The 16,206-nt window shown below is 66.0% G+C and carries 11 protein-coding genes; 7 read left to right on the forward strand and 4 right to left on the reverse strand.

Going from position 1 to position 16,206, the window contains the following annotated elements; genetic code table 11:
* Positions 1 to 161 precede the first annotated feature (161 nt).
* From BG90_RS11200 to BG90_RS11210, 3 genes are all read right to left on the reverse strand, one after another.
* Entirely contained in the window at positions 162 to 1,592 is a 1,431-nt protein-coding gene (locus tag BG90_RS11200) for a mannose-1-phosphate guanylyltransferase/mannose-6-phosphate isomerase (protein WP_010106149.1), read from the reverse strand.
* Between the two features lie 100 nt (positions 1,593 to 1,692).
* Positions 1,693 to 3,732 (reverse strand): capsular polysaccharide export protein, LipB/KpsS family, encoded by a 2,040-nt coding sequence (locus tag BG90_RS11205; RefSeq protein ID WP_010116930.1) that lies wholly within the window; start codon positions 3,730 to 3,732, stop codon positions 1,693 to 1,695.
* Complete coding sequence (locus tag BG90_RS11210) at positions 3,733 to 4,884, reverse strand: glycosyltransferase family 4 protein (protein WP_010116928.1); 1,152 nt, start codon at positions 4,882 to 4,884, stop codon at positions 3,733 to 3,735.
* 216 nt (positions 4,885 to 5,100) lie between these two features.
* Between BG90_RS11210 and BG90_RS11215 the strand changes: the two genes are divergently transcribed.
* The 7 genes from BG90_RS11215 to BG90_RS11245 all read left to right on the forward strand — a co-directional run bounded on the left by BG90_RS11215 (position 5,101) and on the right by BG90_RS11245 (position 14,915).
* Positions 5,101 to 6,294: a polysaccharide biosynthesis/export family protein gene (locus BG90_RS11215; RefSeq protein WP_038801688.1), complete on the forward strand. Its 1,194-nt coding sequence runs from the start codon at positions 5,101 to 5,103 to the stop codon at positions 6,292 to 6,294.
* Positions 6,295 to 6,599: 305 nt separating this feature from the next.
* Positions 6,600 to 8,792: an FkbM family methyltransferase gene (locus tag BG90_RS11220; RefSeq protein ID WP_232288898.1), complete on the forward strand. Its 2,193-nt coding sequence runs from the start codon at positions 6,600 to 6,602 to the stop codon at positions 8,790 to 8,792.
* Entirely contained in the window at positions 8,789 to 10,027 is a 1,239-nt protein-coding gene (locus BG90_RS11225) for a glycosyltransferase family protein (RefSeq protein WP_010111010.1), read from the forward strand. Before BG90_RS11220 ends, BG90_RS11225 begins: the two co-directional genes overlap by 4 nt.
* 109 nt (positions 10,028 to 10,136) lie before the next feature.
* A complete protein-coding gene (locus BG90_RS11230) occupies positions 10,137 to 11,786 on the forward strand; it encodes a glycosyltransferase family 4 protein (RefSeq protein ID WP_010116926.1) in 1,650 nt (549 codons plus the stop codon).
* Positions 11,787 to 11,865: 79 nt separating this feature from the next.
* Entirely contained in the window at positions 11,866 to 12,903 is a 1,038-nt protein-coding gene (gene gmd / locus BG90_RS11235; protein ID WP_010111008.1) for a GDP-mannose 4,6-dehydratase, read from the forward strand.
* A 3-nt stretch (positions 12,904 to 12,906) separates the two neighbouring features.
* Positions 12,907 to 13,800, forward strand: a complete 894-nt coding sequence (locus BG90_RS11240; protein ID WP_010116925.1) for a GDP-mannose 4,6-dehydratase — start codon at positions 12,907 to 12,909, stop codon at positions 13,798 to 13,800.
* Complete coding sequence (locus tag BG90_RS11245) at positions 13,797 to 14,915, forward strand: glycosyltransferase family 4 protein (protein ID WP_010116924.1); 1,119 nt, start codon at positions 13,797 to 13,799, stop codon at positions 14,913 to 14,915. Before BG90_RS11240 ends, BG90_RS11245 begins: the two co-directional genes overlap by 4 nt.
* A 1-nt stretch (position 14,916) precedes the next feature.
* Here BG90_RS11245 and BG90_RS11250 read toward each other — a convergent pair whose 3' ends face one another.
* Positions 14,917 to 16,203, reverse strand: a complete 1,287-nt coding sequence (locus BG90_RS11250) for a glycosyltransferase family 4 protein (protein WP_082094601.1) — start codon at positions 16,201 to 16,203, stop codon at positions 14,917 to 14,919.
* Positions 16,204 to 16,206: the final 3 nt, after the last annotated feature.

Raw genomic sequence — 16,206 nt, forward strand, 5'->3', positions numbered from 1 at the left:
GGGTCTGCCGCGCGGCGGCTCGCGGTTTGCCGCTGCGCGCGAAACGAAACGAGCCGCATGCGCGTGCATGCGGCTCGTCGTCGGTGCGGTCTCGCTGCGGCGCGCTCACGCTCGCGTGAAGCGTGAAGCGTGAAGCGTGAAGCGCGACGCAGCGCGGCACGTCACGTCGCGGACGTGCGTCCGTACGTGTCCTCGAAGCGGACGATGTCGTCTTCGCCGAGATACGAGCCCGACTGGACCTCGATCAGCTCGAGCGGAATCTTGCCGGGGTTCTTCAGGCGGTGCGTCGCGCCGAGCGGTATGTAGGTCGACTGATTTTCGGTCAGGATGATTTCCTTGCCGTCGTTCGTGACGAGCGCGGTGCCCTTGACGACGATCCAGTGCTCCGCGCGATGGTGGTGCATCTGCAGGCTCAGCTGCGCGCCCGGATTGACGACGATGCGCTTCACCTGGAAGCGGTCGCCCTCGTCGATGCCTTCATACGAGCCCCATGGCCGGATCACGCGGCGATGCGTGACGGACTCGTGTCGCCCCGACGCGTTCAGCCATTCGACGACCTTCTTCACGTCCTGCGCGCGGTCGCGATGCGCGACGAGCACGGCGTCGGCGGTTTCGACGATCACGATGTTGTCGATGCCGATCGCGGCGACCATCCGATGCTCGGCACGGATGTACGAGTTCTCGACCGCGTCGGTGTACACGTCGCCGATCAGCGCGTTGTGCTGCGCGTCGGTGGCCGCGATGTCGGCGAGCGCGCTCCACGAGCCGATGTCGTTCCAGCCGAGATTCGCGGCGGCGACGACGGCCGCGCGCTCGGTCTTCTCCATCACCGCGTAGTCGATCGACACGTTCGGGCTCGCGCCGAACGCGCCCGGATCGAGGCGCAGGAAGTCGTGGTCGCGCGTCGCCGCGTCGAGCGCGAGCTCGGCCTGGCGCGCGATGTCCGGCGCGTGGCGGCGCAGCTCGTCGAGATACGTCGACGCCTTCAGCATGAACATCCCGCTGTTCCAGTAATAGCCGCCGTCCGCGACGAAACGCTCGGCGGTCGGCGCATCCGGCTTCTCGACGAATGCGTCGACGCAGTAGACCTGCGCATCGCCCGCAAGCGCCGCGCCTCGGCGAATGTAGCCGTAGCCCGTGTGCGCTTGCGTCGGCGTGATGCCGAACGTGACGAGACGCTCGTCGGATGCGACGGTCGCCGCCGTCTTCACGATCTCGACGAACGCGGATTCGTTGTCGATCACGTGATCGGACGGCAGCACGAGCAGCAGCGCATCGGGCGTTTCGCGCAGTGCGAGGAGGGCGGCGATCGCGATCGCCGGTGCGGTATTGCGGCCCACCGGTTCGAGCACGATCGACGACGGCGCGATGCCGACCTGGCGCAATTGCTCGGCGACGAGGAAGCGCTGCTCGTTGTTGGTGACGACGATCGGCGCGCCGACGCCGTCGACGTCGCGCACGCGCAGTGCGGTCTGCTGGACGAGCGTGTTGTCGCCCGTGAGCTTCAGATACTGTTTCGGATAGCCGCCGCGCGACATCGGCCAGAGGCGCGTACCGCTGCCGCCGCAAAGGATCACCGGAAAAATGTTCATGAATGACCTCGGTTTGTGAAGCTGGGCTGATTCATTTTGCCGAACCAGCGGTTTTCGATTCCGTCGATGAGCCGATCCTTCGTTCCGTTTCGGCCGATTTTCAACTGTCCGGGCGATCCCGTCGAATCGCGATTCGCTGCGCGATTCGCCATCTGGCGTGCGATAGTACATTACGCGTCCAACGGAAAGCCTTCAGAAACGGCCGCGCGCGATTGCCGCGCACCTGCTCGAGCGGCCGTGCGGCAGGGGCCGCGAGCCGCTCGACGACGGCTTCCGGCGTCGTGAACACGTGCAGCCGCCAGTCCCAGTACAGCGGGTAGCGCAGCAGCGCGCCAGCCGTCAGCATGTCGAGCGTGAGCGTGCGCTCGCGCCACGGCAGCGGCGCGAGCGCATCGTGCGTCAGACCCCACCCCGCATAGAATGGCAACCCGTACGTGTAAACGGTCTTGCCGCGCAACAGCGCATCGAAGCCTGCCAGCGACGAAAGCGTGTGAACTTCGTCGGCCGCTTCGATCAGCGACAGCAGATCGGATTCGGCGTCGACGACGTCGGCGAGCCGCAGCGCGTCGACGAGGCCGTCGCGGTTGCCCGACAGCACGTCGGGATGCGGTTTGTAGACGATGAACGCATCGGGGCGCCGCGCGCGGACTTCGCGCAGCAGCGCATCGGCCGTGCGCAGCGCACGGGTGCCGAGGCGGATCGACGCGTCGTCGGCGACCTGCCCGGGCACGAGCGCGACCGGCCGCTCCGCCGGCCGCGTCCATGCGGGCGCGCGGCGGCCGAGGTTGTACTTCGTGACGCCGTCGCGCACGATCCGCTCGCGCAGCGCCGCCGCGCGGGCGAGCTCGGCTTCGCCGAAATCGGCTTCGTTGAGGAGTGCCGTGAGATCGCTCGGCCGGCTTGCGTCGAAGTACAGCCCGCGCCGGTCGATCGCTTGACTATACGGTGCGTTCATGTCGGAGCCGAGTCCGAGCGAATGAATGAAGCCGTCTTCGATGCGCACGTGCGCGACGCCGGGCGCAAGGCCGTCCGCGTTGCGCGCGCCCCAGAGCGCGGCGCATTCGTTCGCGCGCACGGTCGCGGGCGCATGCGTCCAGCGCAGCCGCCCGCCGCCCGCGGCGAGAAACGGCGTCGCGAACGGACGCTTCCAGCGCTGGAAGCGCACGCCGACGACCCGCTCGAGATCCTTGAACCGTTCCGCGATCGCATGCTGCAGCTCGATGCTGTCGAGCACGGCGTGCAGACTGCCTGGTGCGTGCGTCGCGGGATCGAGATAGCGGGCGACGCGCAGGAACACGACGTCGAACAGCGCGGCGAGCGTCGGGCGCGCGGTGCGGCCGGGCAACGCGCGGCGATCGTCGGTGAGGCCCCAGCCCGCATAGTACGGTGTCCCGAATACATGCGTGCGCACGCCGGCGAGGAGCGCGCTCATCCCTTCGGAAGCATCGACGACGTAGACGTGATCGACGTGCCGCAGCACGTCGGCGAGCGAATAAGGCGGCACGAGACGACGCACGCCGTCCGGCAGCGCGGCCGAATCCGCGGACAGCCAGCGCCCCGTCGCGGGATCTCCGCTTCGGATCAGCCAGAACGCCGCATCCGGGTGCGCGCCGCGCGCCGCCTGCAGCATCGTCTCGAAACACTGTGAACGGCCGCGTGCGGATGCGTGAACGTTCGCCGAGGTCGCGCGCCGCTCGTCGATCAGCAGCACGCGTGTGCGGCGGGCGGATGCGTCGAGCGCACGGATTGAGATGGGCGCGCGTCCCGCGCGGCCGCTCAGGTGCAGCGCGTCGGAGAGCAGCACGCGCCGCATCAGTGCGGCAACTTCGGGCGCGCTGCCGGCGGACGGATCGGCGGCGAGCGTCTGCGTCAGCGCATCGGCGAACGCTTGCGGCCCGCTCGCATCCGACGGCAGGCAGAACCACGAACGCAGCGGCGCGCCGCGCGCGTCGGGCGGCGCGATCGGTCCGGGCCAGGCGGCCTGCATGCGGACGCCGGCGATGCGGGCGACGCGTAGCGCGGCGCGTCCGCTCCAATGATCGAGCCACAGACGATTCGACCGGCGCGCGAGCACGCTCGCGAGCCGTAAGCCGCGCGTGATGCCGCGCAGGTCGAATCGAAGGGCGGTGGACTCGGCCATCTAACCCAGCGATGCGATGAAGCGGTCGACGATATCGAAATGCGCCGCCCACGTCGGCGCGCGAAAGCCGGCGATGCGCGCGAGCTGCGCGCGGCGCTCGGGACTGTCCGCGCGCGCATACGCTTCGATGCGAGCGAGCCATCCGGGGCCGTCGAGCGGATCGAGATAGTCGGGGATGCCGGCCGCGATTTCGCGAAACACGCCGAGGTCGCTCGCGAGCACGGGCACGCGCGACGCGAGCGCTTCGACGAGCGGCATGCCGTAGCCTTCGGCGAACGACGGAAAGAGGAGCGCGCGCGCATGCTGCAGCCACGCATGCAGTTGGTCATCCGAACAATCGGATTGCTCGATCACCGCGCCGTGCAGACTCGCGCAGCGCTCGAGCATGTCGATCACGTTTTCGCATTCCCAGCCGCGCCGGCCGATCACGACGAGTTTCGGCGCGGCGTCGCCGAGGCGCTCGACGAGCCGGCGCCACACGTGCAGCATGAACCAGTGGTTCTTGCGCGGCTCGATCGTGCCGAGCATCACGAAGTACGGCGACGCGAGCGGCGCGGCTTGCGCGGGCTGCGGTTCGGTGCCGCCCGCAAGCGGTGCGACGACGCTTGGCGGCAGCGCGAGTCCGGCGCGCTGCGCTTCCAGCGCGAGCGAGTCGAGCGTCGCCTGCGAATTCGCGATCAGCCCGTCGGCATGATGAAGGGCGGTATGGATGCGTTTGCGGTGGATGTGATCGACGCCCGGACGGCTGTATTCGGCGTGCGTCAACGGAATCAGATCGTGGACCATGAATACCGCGCGCCCGTTTCCTTGCCGCATCGAGCGGTAATAGCGCGGATATTCCATTCCGGTGTGGCTCGTGTGCAGCAGCGTCGAGCCGGCAGGCGCCGGCCGCAGCCGATTGACGGTCCACGTGCGTGCGAGCAGGCGCGCGATGAAGCGACGGTCCGGACGCTGCGCGAGCAGCATCGCAAACGTTCGCTGCGAATCGCCGTCGGACAGGACGGCGGAGAAGCCGTGTTCGCTCAGCACGCCGCGCGCGCCGGCGCCGTACCGCTGAATGTAGGCGAGGCCGACGCGATCGACTCCCGTCGGAAGCAGCCCCTTATAGCACCGGCTTATCAGGCGTGTGACGTCCAGGAAAATTTGTGTCACAGGGATGCAATCTTTCGGTGAGAATACGAATCGCTTGGATGGCCTTTACGCGTGCGGCGGACGGCTTTTCGCGCGGGGCTGGCCTCTTTCCGGAATGCGTTTGCTATAGACGACAATTGATGCTCAAATATTCTATTGCATCTCCGAAAGTGCGACAATTTTCGCCTCCGTCTACATCTTTTTCGCCTCCGTCAACAATCTGGGGCCCAACGATACATGCCACGTTTGTCTTGCAGTGCTTCTTATGTCGGGCTTGCAGTCAGCGCAGCCTTGCTCGTGGGCTGTTCGAGCATCGCCAGCTCGGGCCCCAGCCGCTTTCAGATCGACAAGGCGCCAAGCCGCTCGCAGGACGAGGCTCAAGTCCAGGCGAATCTCCCCGCCATCCAGGTCGTCGACGTGACCGACGGCGTCGCGCGGCGGCTCTTTGCGGAGCGCAGCCGGGGCGATTTTTCCGCGCTGCTCGGCAACGATACGCGCTTCCAGCAGCAGCTCGGCGTCGGCGACACGATCGAAGTGTCGATCTGGGAGGCGCCGCCCGCGACGCTGTTCGGCGTCGCGCAGACGAGCGACACGAAGGCGGGGGCAACCAACGCGAAGGTCACGGTGCTGCCCGATCAGGTGATCGACGGCGACGGCACGATCAACGTCCCGTTCGCCGGCCAGATCAAGGCCGCGGGCCGTACGCCTTCCGAACTGCAACGAATCATCGCGGCGCGCCTGAAGAACATGGCGCACGATCCGCAGGTGCTCGTGAAGTTGTCGCGCAATGCAACCTCCTACGTGACGATCGTCGGCGACGTCGCGAAGAGCGACCGGATGCCGTTGTCCGCCCGCGGCGAGCGTCTGCTCGACGCATTGGCGAGCGCGGGCGGCGTGCGCCAGCCCGTTGACAAGATTACGATTCAGGTGACGCGCGGCAACGTCGTCGCGTCGCTGCCGCTCGAATCGGTGATTCGCGATCCCCGGCAGAACGTGCCGCTGCGCGCGGGAGACGTCGTGACGGCGCTGTTCCAGCCGTACAGCTTCACGGCGCTCGGCGCGACCGGGAAGAACGAGGAAATCAATTTCGAGGCGCAGGGCATCACGCTCGCGCAGGCGCTCGCACGGGCGGGCGGCCTGCAGGACGCGCGCTCGGACGCGACGGGCGTCTTCGTCTTCCGGCTCGAGGACGCGAAGGCGCTGCAGTGGCCGAACACGCCGGTGCGCACGACGGCCGACGGCAAGGTGCCCGTCGTCTATCGGGTGAACCTGCGCGATCCGAATTCTTTTTTTGTCGCCCAAAGTTTCATGATGGACAACAAGGATTTGCTGTACGTATCGAACGCGCCGATCGCCGAATTGCAGAAGTTCCTGAACCTCGTGTTCTCGGTCGCGTATCCTGTCGTCACGGGCGTACAGACGTTCAAGTAAGGGCGTAGACTTGCGCGCGCCGCAGGCGGGGCGGTCCCGGCATCAACGACCGCTCCGGCGCGCGCGAAACACGCGGTCCGTTCGGCGTCAGGAGCGGGCGGCTCATATAACAATGCGTTTGGCGGGAGACGGCACGGCGGTTCGAATGCGCGCGGCCTCGGCGCGTTCGTCGCAATGCCCGGCGATTCGGCCGGGCGGCGAGCGGACTGTCCGTCATCACCAGCATCTATCCAGAGCAGAGAGCAAACCCGCTTCGAGTTCATGGTCCGATGATTACTTCTTACGCACAAAATTTCGAGGACGTGATGTTGTGGCGCGCGCTCGCGCATGTCGAGCACGGCTTCTACATCGATATCGGCGCGCAGGATCCGCGCGTCGATTCCGTCAGTCTCCTTTTCTACGAGCAGGGTTGGCGCGGCATTCATGTCGAGCCCACGCCGCACTACGCCGATGCGCTGCGGCAGCAGCGGCCGGACGAGACCGTGATTCAGGCGGCCGTCGCGAATCAGAAAGACGTTTTACGGTTTTACGAAATTCCCGGGACGGGCATTTCGACCGCCGACCCGAATATCGCGGCCCAGCATCGCGAACGCGGATTCGATGCGCACGAGATCGTCGTGCCGTGCACGACGCTCGAGTCGGTCTTCGAATTGAGCGCGGGCCGCGACATCCATTGGCTGAAGATCGACGTCGAAGGATTCGAGCGGCAGGTGCTCGAAAGCTGGAACGACGCGCTCGCCCGCCCGTGGATCGTCGTCGTCGAAAGCACGTGGCCGATGACGCAAATCGAGTGTCACGAGGATTGGGAGTCGATACTCGTCAAGCTTGGGTATTGCGCCGTCTATTTTGATGGCCTAAATAGATATTATGTTGCGCAGCAGCGCAGCGAGCTCAAGCAGGCATTTCGTGCGCCGCCGAACGTGTTCGACGACTTCGTGCTGAGCGGCGAGTCGAACGCGCCGTTTCACCGCGGGATCGTCGAGCGCGATCGGGCGGCGCTCGACGCGGTCAAGGCGGAATTGCAGCAGCTCGATCGGGACAGCCAGGCGCGCATTCGCGAGCTGGGCGACGAGTTCGAGTCGCTCGGCAGGCGCAGCGCCGAGCAGGAACGCGCGGCGCTGGAAAAAATGCTGGCGGCGGAGCAGGCATTTCGCAGTCGGGAGCAGCAATGGGCGGCTCGCGACCGGGAACGTTCTTACGAGCATGCCTTAATCCGGACAAAATTGGAGGATACGCTCAAGGGCTCGGTGCTGCGCGAGCAGGATGCCCGGCGGCAATTGCTCGAAGCGTCGGGCAAGGCGGAAGCCGCGCTCGCGGCGCAGGCGCGCGAACATGCGGAGTGCGAGCGTCGCTTCGCGGATGCGATGCAGGCGGCGCAGAACGAGATCCGCGCGTATTCGGAGGCGCTGCGGCAACGCGATGCGCAGACCGAAGAAAAGCTCGCGCATCAGGCGCTTTCGCTTCGTAAGGAAGCCGAAGCGGAGCGTGCGCGTCTCGCGGCGATTCACGGCGTGCAGCTCGCCGAGCTGCGCCGCGCGCATCTGGACGAGCGCGCAGCGCAGCGCGCGGCGGTTGCGCGTCTGCAGACGGAACACGCGACGCTCGAGACGCGGCACGATAGCTTCGTGCACGATCTAGAGCGCGAAAAAACAACATTGGTCCAACGTTACGAGAATTTGCTGCGAGAATCCGAAGGGCAGCGGATTCGTCGCGAGCAGCAGGCGGCAAGCGATTTATCTTTCTTGCAGTCGCGGCTCGACCGGCGCAACGGCGAATACGACGAGCTGAGGTCGAAGTACGAGACCGAGGCCGATGCCCATGCGCGTCACGCTCGTGTACTGGTCGAGCGGAACGCGGAGTACCTGTGGGAAGGATATCGCCTCGGGCGTGCGGAGAAAGCGCGAGGCTTGTTTGCAAGAGCGTTTTCTTTCGTGGGTCACGGCCCCAAGATCGACATGCGTTATCTCGCACCGTCGATCGAAGCGAAGCGCGAGGCGGCATCAGCGGAACATCGTGTGGATCGCATGAAAATGTTGAAAATAAATTTCCAGCCGGAATTCGTCGTTCGGGAAGATGGGAAGTACAACCTCGATGATTTTCTTTCGCTGCACGACAAGAACTTCGTGCGCGCCGCGTACCTCGCGCTGCTGCAGCGCGAACCGGACGAATACGGCGAGCGGCACTATCTGAACCGCGTCCGATCGGGGGTGAGCAAGGTCGTGATTCTGGCGGACATCCAGAATTCGAAAGAAGCCCGGCGGCGTGGCGTGAAGATCGCTCATCTGAAGAGCGCGGTGTTCGTGAACAAGCTGTTCGGCATTCCTGTGATCGGCGGCCTGATTCAGGGCGCCTATTTCTTTTTCAGCGTGAATCGTCATCTGAAGGATCTCCGGGCTCTCGAAAATCATTTGATCCGGATGGGAGAGGAGATGCAGCAGCACTATCAGGGCTACGTGGAGTCGTCGGTCAAATCGCAGGGTACGGGGAGCGGCAAATGAAGATCCTGACGCTCAGCACGTACCCCGTGGGAACGCCAGCGCACGGCGGCCAGCACCGGGTGGCGAACATCGTGCGGGTGCTGCGCGAAGCCGGGCACGAGGTGCAGACCGCCGGCGTGCTCGGCAGCGACCAGTACGCGCACGAGGAAGGCTTCTGCGCGTATCCCGGGCATGAGCCGATGCGCAAGTACATCGCGAATCCGCTGTTGATGGAGGATTGGGCGATCGGCCGCCTCTTCGCGGACGACCACGACGCGTACAGCGCGCTCGCGAGCCTGATCGAGCCGAATCCGGATCTGATCCTGATCGAGAATCCGTGGCTCTTCGATTTCGCGAAACGTTTCGTGTCCGAAAGAAAGTTGAGCAAGACCGCACTCGTCTACAGCTCCGAAAACATCGAGAGCCAGTTGCGCTACGACATCGTCGCTCAATATCTGACGCTCGACGACGCGGTGAAGGCGCGCGATCTGATCCTCGAAACCGAGCTGAAGGCGCTGCGCGAGGCGCACGGCGTGTGCGGCGTGTCGCAGGAGGATCTCGCGTGGATGCAGGCCCGCACGTCGGCGAAGTGCATCCTCGCGCAAAACGGCGTCGCGCGTCGCGCGACGACGGCCGAGGGGCTCGAGCAGGCGAACCGGACCGCGCAGCATCGCAAGATCGCGTTGTTGTGCGGGTCCGCGCATCCGCCCAACATCACCGGTTTCTTCGAGATGTTCGGCGCGGGCGTCGGCTGCATCGCGCCCGACGAGTCGCTCGTGCTCGTCGGCGGCGTCGGTCCTTCGATCGTCGCGGATCCGCGCTTTCATCGCACCGCCGGTCTCGCGCGCGCGACGATCTCCGCGGGCGTCGTGTCGGAGGCGTGCCTGCAGGGCCTCCTCGCGGTCGCGCATACGATCATCCTGCCGATCACGCACGGCGGCGGCACCAATCTGAAGACGGCCGAGGCGCTGTGGGCGGGCAAGAACGTCGTCGCGACGTCGGTCGCGATGCGCGGCTTCGATGCGTTCACGAAGGCGCGCGGCGTGTCGATCGCCGACGACAGCCGCGGCTTCGTCGCGGCGCTGCGCGAAGCGATGGCCGCGCCGCCGCTGCGGCTCACGCACGAAGAGCAGGCGGCGCGCGCGTCGGTGCTGTGGGACGAGACGCTGCGCGATCTCGTCGACTACGTCGCGGGCTTCGCGCCGCGCGCGTCGGCCGCACCGAAACCTCGACGCGAATTGCAAAGCCAGACCTGAAGCACGCAGTCCGTACCAAATATGCTACGACGCCGCGCGCTCGCGGGCGGCGGCATCCGGTAGTGAACAAGGATCACGCATGTCGCACAAGAATGCACCATTGATTTGGATGAACGTCACTACCAGCGCGAACTGGAATCGCCCGCCCGTCGGCATCGTTCGCGTCGAGCAGGCGCTTTGCAAGGAGCTCGAAGCAATTTACGGCAAGCGCCGCTTCAAGAAGTGCGTGTGGCGCGAAGGGCAGTTCATCGAATGGACGGAACCCGTCGCCCAGCGTTCGGCCGAGATCGACGACGTCGTCGACATGATGCTGCCGCGCACCGAATCATTCGACCTGTCGCGCCGCTTCCTGTATCGCGCGCTCGATCTGTTCGGCAAGAAATCGCGTGTGCGCGACGGTGCCGAGAGCATACGGCTCGACGTGCCGGTCGGCGACCAGCAGTATCGGCTGACGCCCGCGGCGGGCGACATCCTCGTGTCGATCGGACTCGACTGGGATCAGTCGTATTCGTCCGAGTTCCACAACTTGCGGAAGAAGAGGGGCATCCACGTGATCACGTGCTGCTACGACCTGATTCCGGTGCTGTTCCCGCAATACTGCGTCGGCGACGTGTCGAGCCGCTTCAAGGAGTATTTCAACTTCCTCGCATGGGGCTCGACCGCGGTGCTGTGCATTTCCGAGCAGACGAAGAAGGACTATCTCGAGCTCTGCAACCGGATCGGCTCGCCGATCCGTCCGTCGCACGTGATTCCGCTCGGCGACAACGTGCCGACGGGCGACGGGCGCGTCGGGCCGGAAGTGCAGGACGTGCTGAGAAAGCCGTTCATCCTGTTCGTGTCGACGATCGAACGCCGCAAGAATCACGAGATCCTCTATCGCGCATATCACAGGCTGTGCTGGGAAGGGCACGCCCACAAGCTGCCCAAGCTCGTGTTCGTCGGGATGCCCGGCTGGGGCGTCGGCGATTTGCTGAAGGACATCGAGCTCGATCCGCTGACGCGCGATTTCATCGTGCAGCTCAATCACGTGACCGATCACGAGCTGATGCAACTGTACAAGCATGCGCTCTTCTGCGCGTATCCGTCGCTGTACGAAGGATGGGGGTTGCCCGTCGGCGAAGCGCTCGCGATGGGCAAGGCCGTGCTGAGCTCCGATCAGGGCTCGCTGCCGGAAGTGGGCGGCGATCTCGTTCGCTATCTGCCCGCATGGGACGTGCAGGCGTGGGCCGACGCGATTCTCGAATGGTGCTCGACGCCGTCGAAGATCCACGAGATCGAGCATCGCGTGAAGAAGGAATATCGCGTGCGCACGTGGACGGGCACGGCCGACGTCGTCAAGCAGGTGATCGACGGCATCGCGGCCGACGGCGCGGACGCGCGCACCGTGATCTATCCGGGCTACGACTGCAGCACGCAGGTCGGCGTGCATGTCGGCCCGGGCCTGAAGGGCACCGGAAACGACGGATTCCTGATGTACGGTCCGCACCGCGCGATGACGGCCGGCAACTACCGGGTGAAGGTGTTCGGCATGCCTGACGAAGAGAAGGATGCGAATCTGCTGTTCGATTTCGTCGCGAACGAAGGCAAGCAATGCCTCTGGCGTGGCGACATCCGCGTTCCGCGCGCGCAGGGCGACACGGAGTCGCTCGTCGTCGAGTTCGACATCGACGTGACGAGCCACCTGGACGACTTCGAGGTGCGCTGCATCGACCGCGGCACGCGGATGCAGTTGACGAGAATGGAAATAGTGAAGCGGTAGATGTATTGAGCGCGTCGGCCCGACGAGCGCTTCGCGAGGCCGCGCCGGTCATGATCGACACCAATCTAGTGAGTCAACAATGAGCGTCACTGCAATTATTACCGGCATTACCGGCCAAGACGGAGCTTATCTCGCTCAGCTCCTGCTCGACAAGGGCTACGTGGTCTACGGCACCTACCGCCGCACGAGCTCGGTGAACTTCTGGCGCATCGAAGAGCTCGGCATCGGCGCGCATCCGAATCTCCATCTCGTCGAATACGATCTGACCGATCTGAGCGCGAGCATTCGCCTGTTGCAGACGACTCGGGCGACGGAAGTTTACAATCTTGCCGCGCAGAGCTTCGTCGGCGTGTCGTTCGATCAGCCCGTCACCACCGCGGAGATCACCGGCATCGGCCCGCTGCATCTGCTCGAAGCGATCCGGATCGTGAATCCGGCGATCCGCTTCTATCAGGCGAGCACGTCGGAGATGTTCGGCAAGGTGCAGGCGATTCCGCAGACGGAGAGCACGCCGTTCTATCCGCGCAGCCCGTACGGCGTCGCGAAGCTCTATGCGCACTGGATCACGGTCAACTACCGCGAAAGCTACGGCATCTTTGGCTGCAGCGGGATCCTGTTCAATCACGAATCGCCGCTGCGCGGCCGCGAGTTCGTGACGCGCAAGATCACCGACAGCATGGCGAAGATCCGCCTGGGCAAGCTCGACGTGCTCGAGCTCGGCAACCTCGACGCGAAGCGCGACTGGGGCTTCGCGAAGGAATACGTCGAAGGGATGTGGCGGATGCTGCAGGCCGACAAGCCCGATACGTACGTGCTCGCGACGAACCGGACCGAGAAGGTCCGGGACTTCGTCGACATGGCGGCGCGCGCGGCGGGCTTCAGGCTCGCGTGGGAAGGCCGCGACGAGAACGAGGTCGGAATCGACCAGGGCTCGGGCAAGACGATCGTGAAGATCAATCCGAAGTTCTATCGCCCGGCCGAAGTGGATCTGTTGATCGGCGATCCGAAGAAGGCGCGCGAGGCGCTCGGCTGGACGCCGGCCACGACGCTGGAGCAGTTGTGCCAGATGATGGTCGAGGCCGACATCCGGCGCAATGAAGTGGGTTTCTCATTCTGATTTATGGCAAAAGTTCTGATTACCGGGATCGGCGGTTTTACCGGGCGGTATCTCGCCCGGCGGCTGACGGAGCGCGGGCACGACGTGTGCGGCCTCGTCCATCGGGCGGGCGTCGACCTCGAATGGCGCGCGCACGTCGCCGATCTGCTCGATCGCGGCCAGGTCGCGGAAGTCGTCGAGCGCGAACGACCCGACGCGGTCGTTCATCTGGCCGCGATCGCGTTCGTCGCGCACGGCGACGCGAGCGCGATCTATCAAACCAACGTCGTCGGTACGCGGAACTTGCTCGATGTGCTGGCGTCGTCGTCGCACACGCCGCGCTCGGTGCTGCTCGCGAGCAGCGCGAATGTCTACGGCAACGCCGACCGCGAATGGATCGACGAGTCGGTGCCGCCCGCACCCGCAAATGACTATGCGGTCAGCAAGCTGTCAATGGAGTTCGTCGCGAAGCTTTGGCGCGAGCGGCTGCCGATCGTCGTCGTGCGGCCGTTCAATTACACGGGCGTCGGTCAGGCGGTGAACTTCCTGCTGCCGAAGATCGTGTCGCACTTTCGTTCGCGCGCGTCCGTGCTCGAGCTCGGCAACCTCGACGTGATTCGCGACTTCTCCGATGTGCGCACCGTCGTTGCCGCATACGAGAAGCTGCTCGACGGCGCGTTTGCAGGCGAGACGTTCAACGTGTGCTCGGGCGTCGGCTACTCGCTGCAGGACGTGCTCGCGATGGCGGAGGAACTGGCCGGCTACCGGCCCGAGATTCGCGTCAATCCGAACTTCGTGCGCGCGAACGAGGTTCGCAAGCTGATCGGCAACGGCACGAAGCTGCGCGACGCGATCGGCGAACTGCCGGCGATTCCGCTGCGCGACACGCTGAAATGGATGCTGGAGAGCGCCGCTTGAAGCTGATTCTCGCGGTGGACGCGATCGTGCCGCCGCTTACCGGGATCGGACGCTACACGTGGGAGCTCGCGAAGCATTATTCGACGCCGGACAGCGGGCTCGATTCGATTCGCTATTTTTTCGCGGGCCAATGGATCGGCGATCCGCAGGCCCTGCTCGACGGTCCGCCGCGCGGCCGCACGACGCGCCGCAAGGGCCTGTGGCCGCGCGTGTCGGCCGGGCTGCGTCAGTGGCGCGAGCAGCGCGCGATCCGCGGACACGTGTTTCACTCTCCCAACTATTTCTTGCCGGACTGGGTCGAAGGCGGCGTCGTCACCGTGCACGACCTGTCCGTCTTCAAGTATCCGCAGACGCATCCCGTCGAGCGCATCCGTCACTTCGAGCGCGGCTTCGCATCGACGCTCGCGCGCGCCGCGCACATCATCACGGACTCCGAGGCAATTCGTCACGAGGTGGCCGACAGCTTCGGCTGGCCGCTCGACAAGATCACAGCGGTGCGCCTCGGCGTGCCGCCGGAGTTCGGACGTCGCGACCGCGCGACGCTCTTCGAGCCGCTCGCGCGCTACCGTCTCGCGCCCGGCGCCTATACGCTGTGCGTGTCGACGCTCGAGCCGCGCAAGCGGATCGACGCGCTGCTCGCCGCGTATGCGGAACTGCCGGCGCCGTTGCGTTCGCGCTATCCGCTCGTGCTCGTCGGCAGCGAGGGCTGGCTGAGCGACGCGCTGCGGCAGGAGATCGCGCGCGGCGAACGGGAAGGGTGGCTGCGCTATCTCGGCTTCGTGCCGGAAACGGCGCTGCCGCTGCTGTACGCAGGCGCGCACGCGTTTTTCTTTCCATCGCTCTACGAAGGATTCGGCCTGCCCGTGCTCGAAGCGCTCGCGAGCGGTGTGCCGACGCTGACGTCGCGCTGCTCGTCGCTGCCGGAGGTCGCCGATGGCGCGGCGTGGCTCGTCGAGCCCGGCGATCACGAAGCGTTGCGAGCGGGCATCGAGCTCGTGATGTGCGACGAGCCGTGGCGGGCGGCGGCGATCGAGCGGGGGCTGCAGGTCGCGAGCGAGACGACATGGGCGCAATGCGCGCGCAAGACGCTCGACGTGTGCCGCCGCTTCGCTTGAATCAGGCCGTATCGGTGAGCGCCGCGACGAGCGCTTTCAACTGATCGGCGCTCGCCGACCAGGTGATCGGTTCGATCGCGTCGCTCGTCGGCGCGGCGCCGGCCGAAAGCAGCGCAAGCCAGTCCGACAGTTCGCGCGCGAGCGCGCCGCCGTTCGTCGCGCGGAAGTAGGTTGCCTGCTCGCCGGCGACTTCCCTGAACACGTCGAGATCGCGCAAGAACAGCGGCTTGCCGTAGCGCGCCGCCTCGACGATCGGCAGTCCGAAGCCTTCGGCCTCGGACGCCATCACGAGTCCGTCCGCCTGTGCATACAGTTCCTCGAGGCGTGTGTCGTCGGCATCGTGCAGCCAGAACAGCCGCCGGCCGCTTTGCGCATGCCGTTGCAAGCGCTGCACGACGGGCTCGACATGCCAGCCCGGCGCACCGACCACCACGAGCGTGACGTCGGCGCCGTCGCGCCACAGCGCGTCGAGTGCGTCGAGCACCTGTGCGTGCCCCTTGCGCGGCTCGATCGTGCCGACCATCAGCAGCATCGGATGCGCATATTCGCGGCGGCGGTCCGACGCAGGCAGTGACGCAGCGTGCGCGCGATCGAGCGTTTCCGCGCCGAGATCGAACGAGCGGATCGCGATGTCGGCGTTCGTCAAGCCGAAACGGCGCTGCATCAGCGCATCGGTTTCGCGCGCAACGGTGCGCGAGATGCACCAGAGCTCGTCCGCATGCACGGCGAGCGTCGACAGCCAATGCCGGAACGAGCGCCGCGCGCGCGGCGTGAACCAGCGCGGATGCTGGAACGGCAGCAGATCGTAGACGACGAACGCGCAGCGCACGCCTTGCCGCTTCCATGCGAGCAGATCGCGCTGCCGTCGCGGGACGATGCGGCTCGTCAGATCGAGGCCGAGAAACACGTCGCCGCTCTCGACGCGCACCGCTTCGCCCGGCGCCTCCGACGCGGATCGGTGCGGCGCGCTCGCATGCGACGCGGGAAATAGGGCCGCATAGCAATAGGGCGTCTTGCGCGTCGCGCGGACGGGACGCACGTCGAAGCCCGCGGGCGGCGAGTGCAGCAGCTGCGCGAGGAGCGAACGGACGACGCGCTGGATGCCCGTGCCCGCGTCGTGCGCGGCGATGATCGAGACGTCGACGAGCAGTTGCCGCCGCCGCGAGCCGGACGGCTGCGGCGCGGCGGGATCGAGCGCGCGCACGGCCCGCCGCGCCGCGCGCGCGACGCGCGGCGCGCCCCAGATCGCGGCGGATTGCAGGACGGCGGCTTTCAGTGCCTGGCTCAAGCT

The organism is Burkholderia oklahomensis C6786 (assembly GCF_000959365.1).
Taxonomy (GTDB): Bacteria; Pseudomonadota; Gammaproteobacteria; order Burkholderiales; family Burkholderiaceae; genus Burkholderia; species Burkholderia oklahomensis.

Excerpts from the sequence above, each read along its gene's own strand:
- BG90_RS11215 (WP_038801688.1), top strand. The coding sequence starts at position 5,101 with ATGCCACGTTTGTCTTGCAGTGCTTCTTATGTCGGGCTTGCAGTCAGC.
- BG90_RS11200 (WP_010106149.1), bottom strand. The coding sequence starts at position 1,592 with ATGAACATTTTTCCGGTGATCCTTTGCGGCGGCAGCGGTACGCGCCTC.
- gmd (WP_010111008.1), top strand. The coding sequence starts at position 11,866 with ATGAGCGTCACTGCAATTATTACCGGCATTACCGGCCAAGACGGAGCT.
- BG90_RS11205 (WP_010116930.1), bottom strand. The coding sequence starts at position 3,732 with ATGGCCGAGTCCACCGCCCTTCGATTCGACCTGCGCGGCATCACGCGC.
- BG90_RS11220 (WP_232288898.1), top strand. The coding sequence starts at position 6,600 with ATGTTGTGGCGCGCGCTCGCGCATGTCGAGCACGGCTTCTACATCGAT.
- BG90_RS11230 (WP_010116926.1), top strand. The coding sequence starts at position 10,137 with ATGAACGTCACTACCAGCGCGAACTGGAATCGCCCGCCCGTCGGCATC.
- BG90_RS11225 (WP_010111010.1), top strand. The coding sequence starts at position 8,789 with ATGAAGATCCTGACGCTCAGCACGTACCCCGTGGGAACGCCAGCGCAC.
- BG90_RS11240 (WP_010116925.1), top strand. The coding sequence starts at position 12,907 with ATGGCAAAAGTTCTGATTACCGGGATCGGCGGTTTTACCGGGCGGTAT.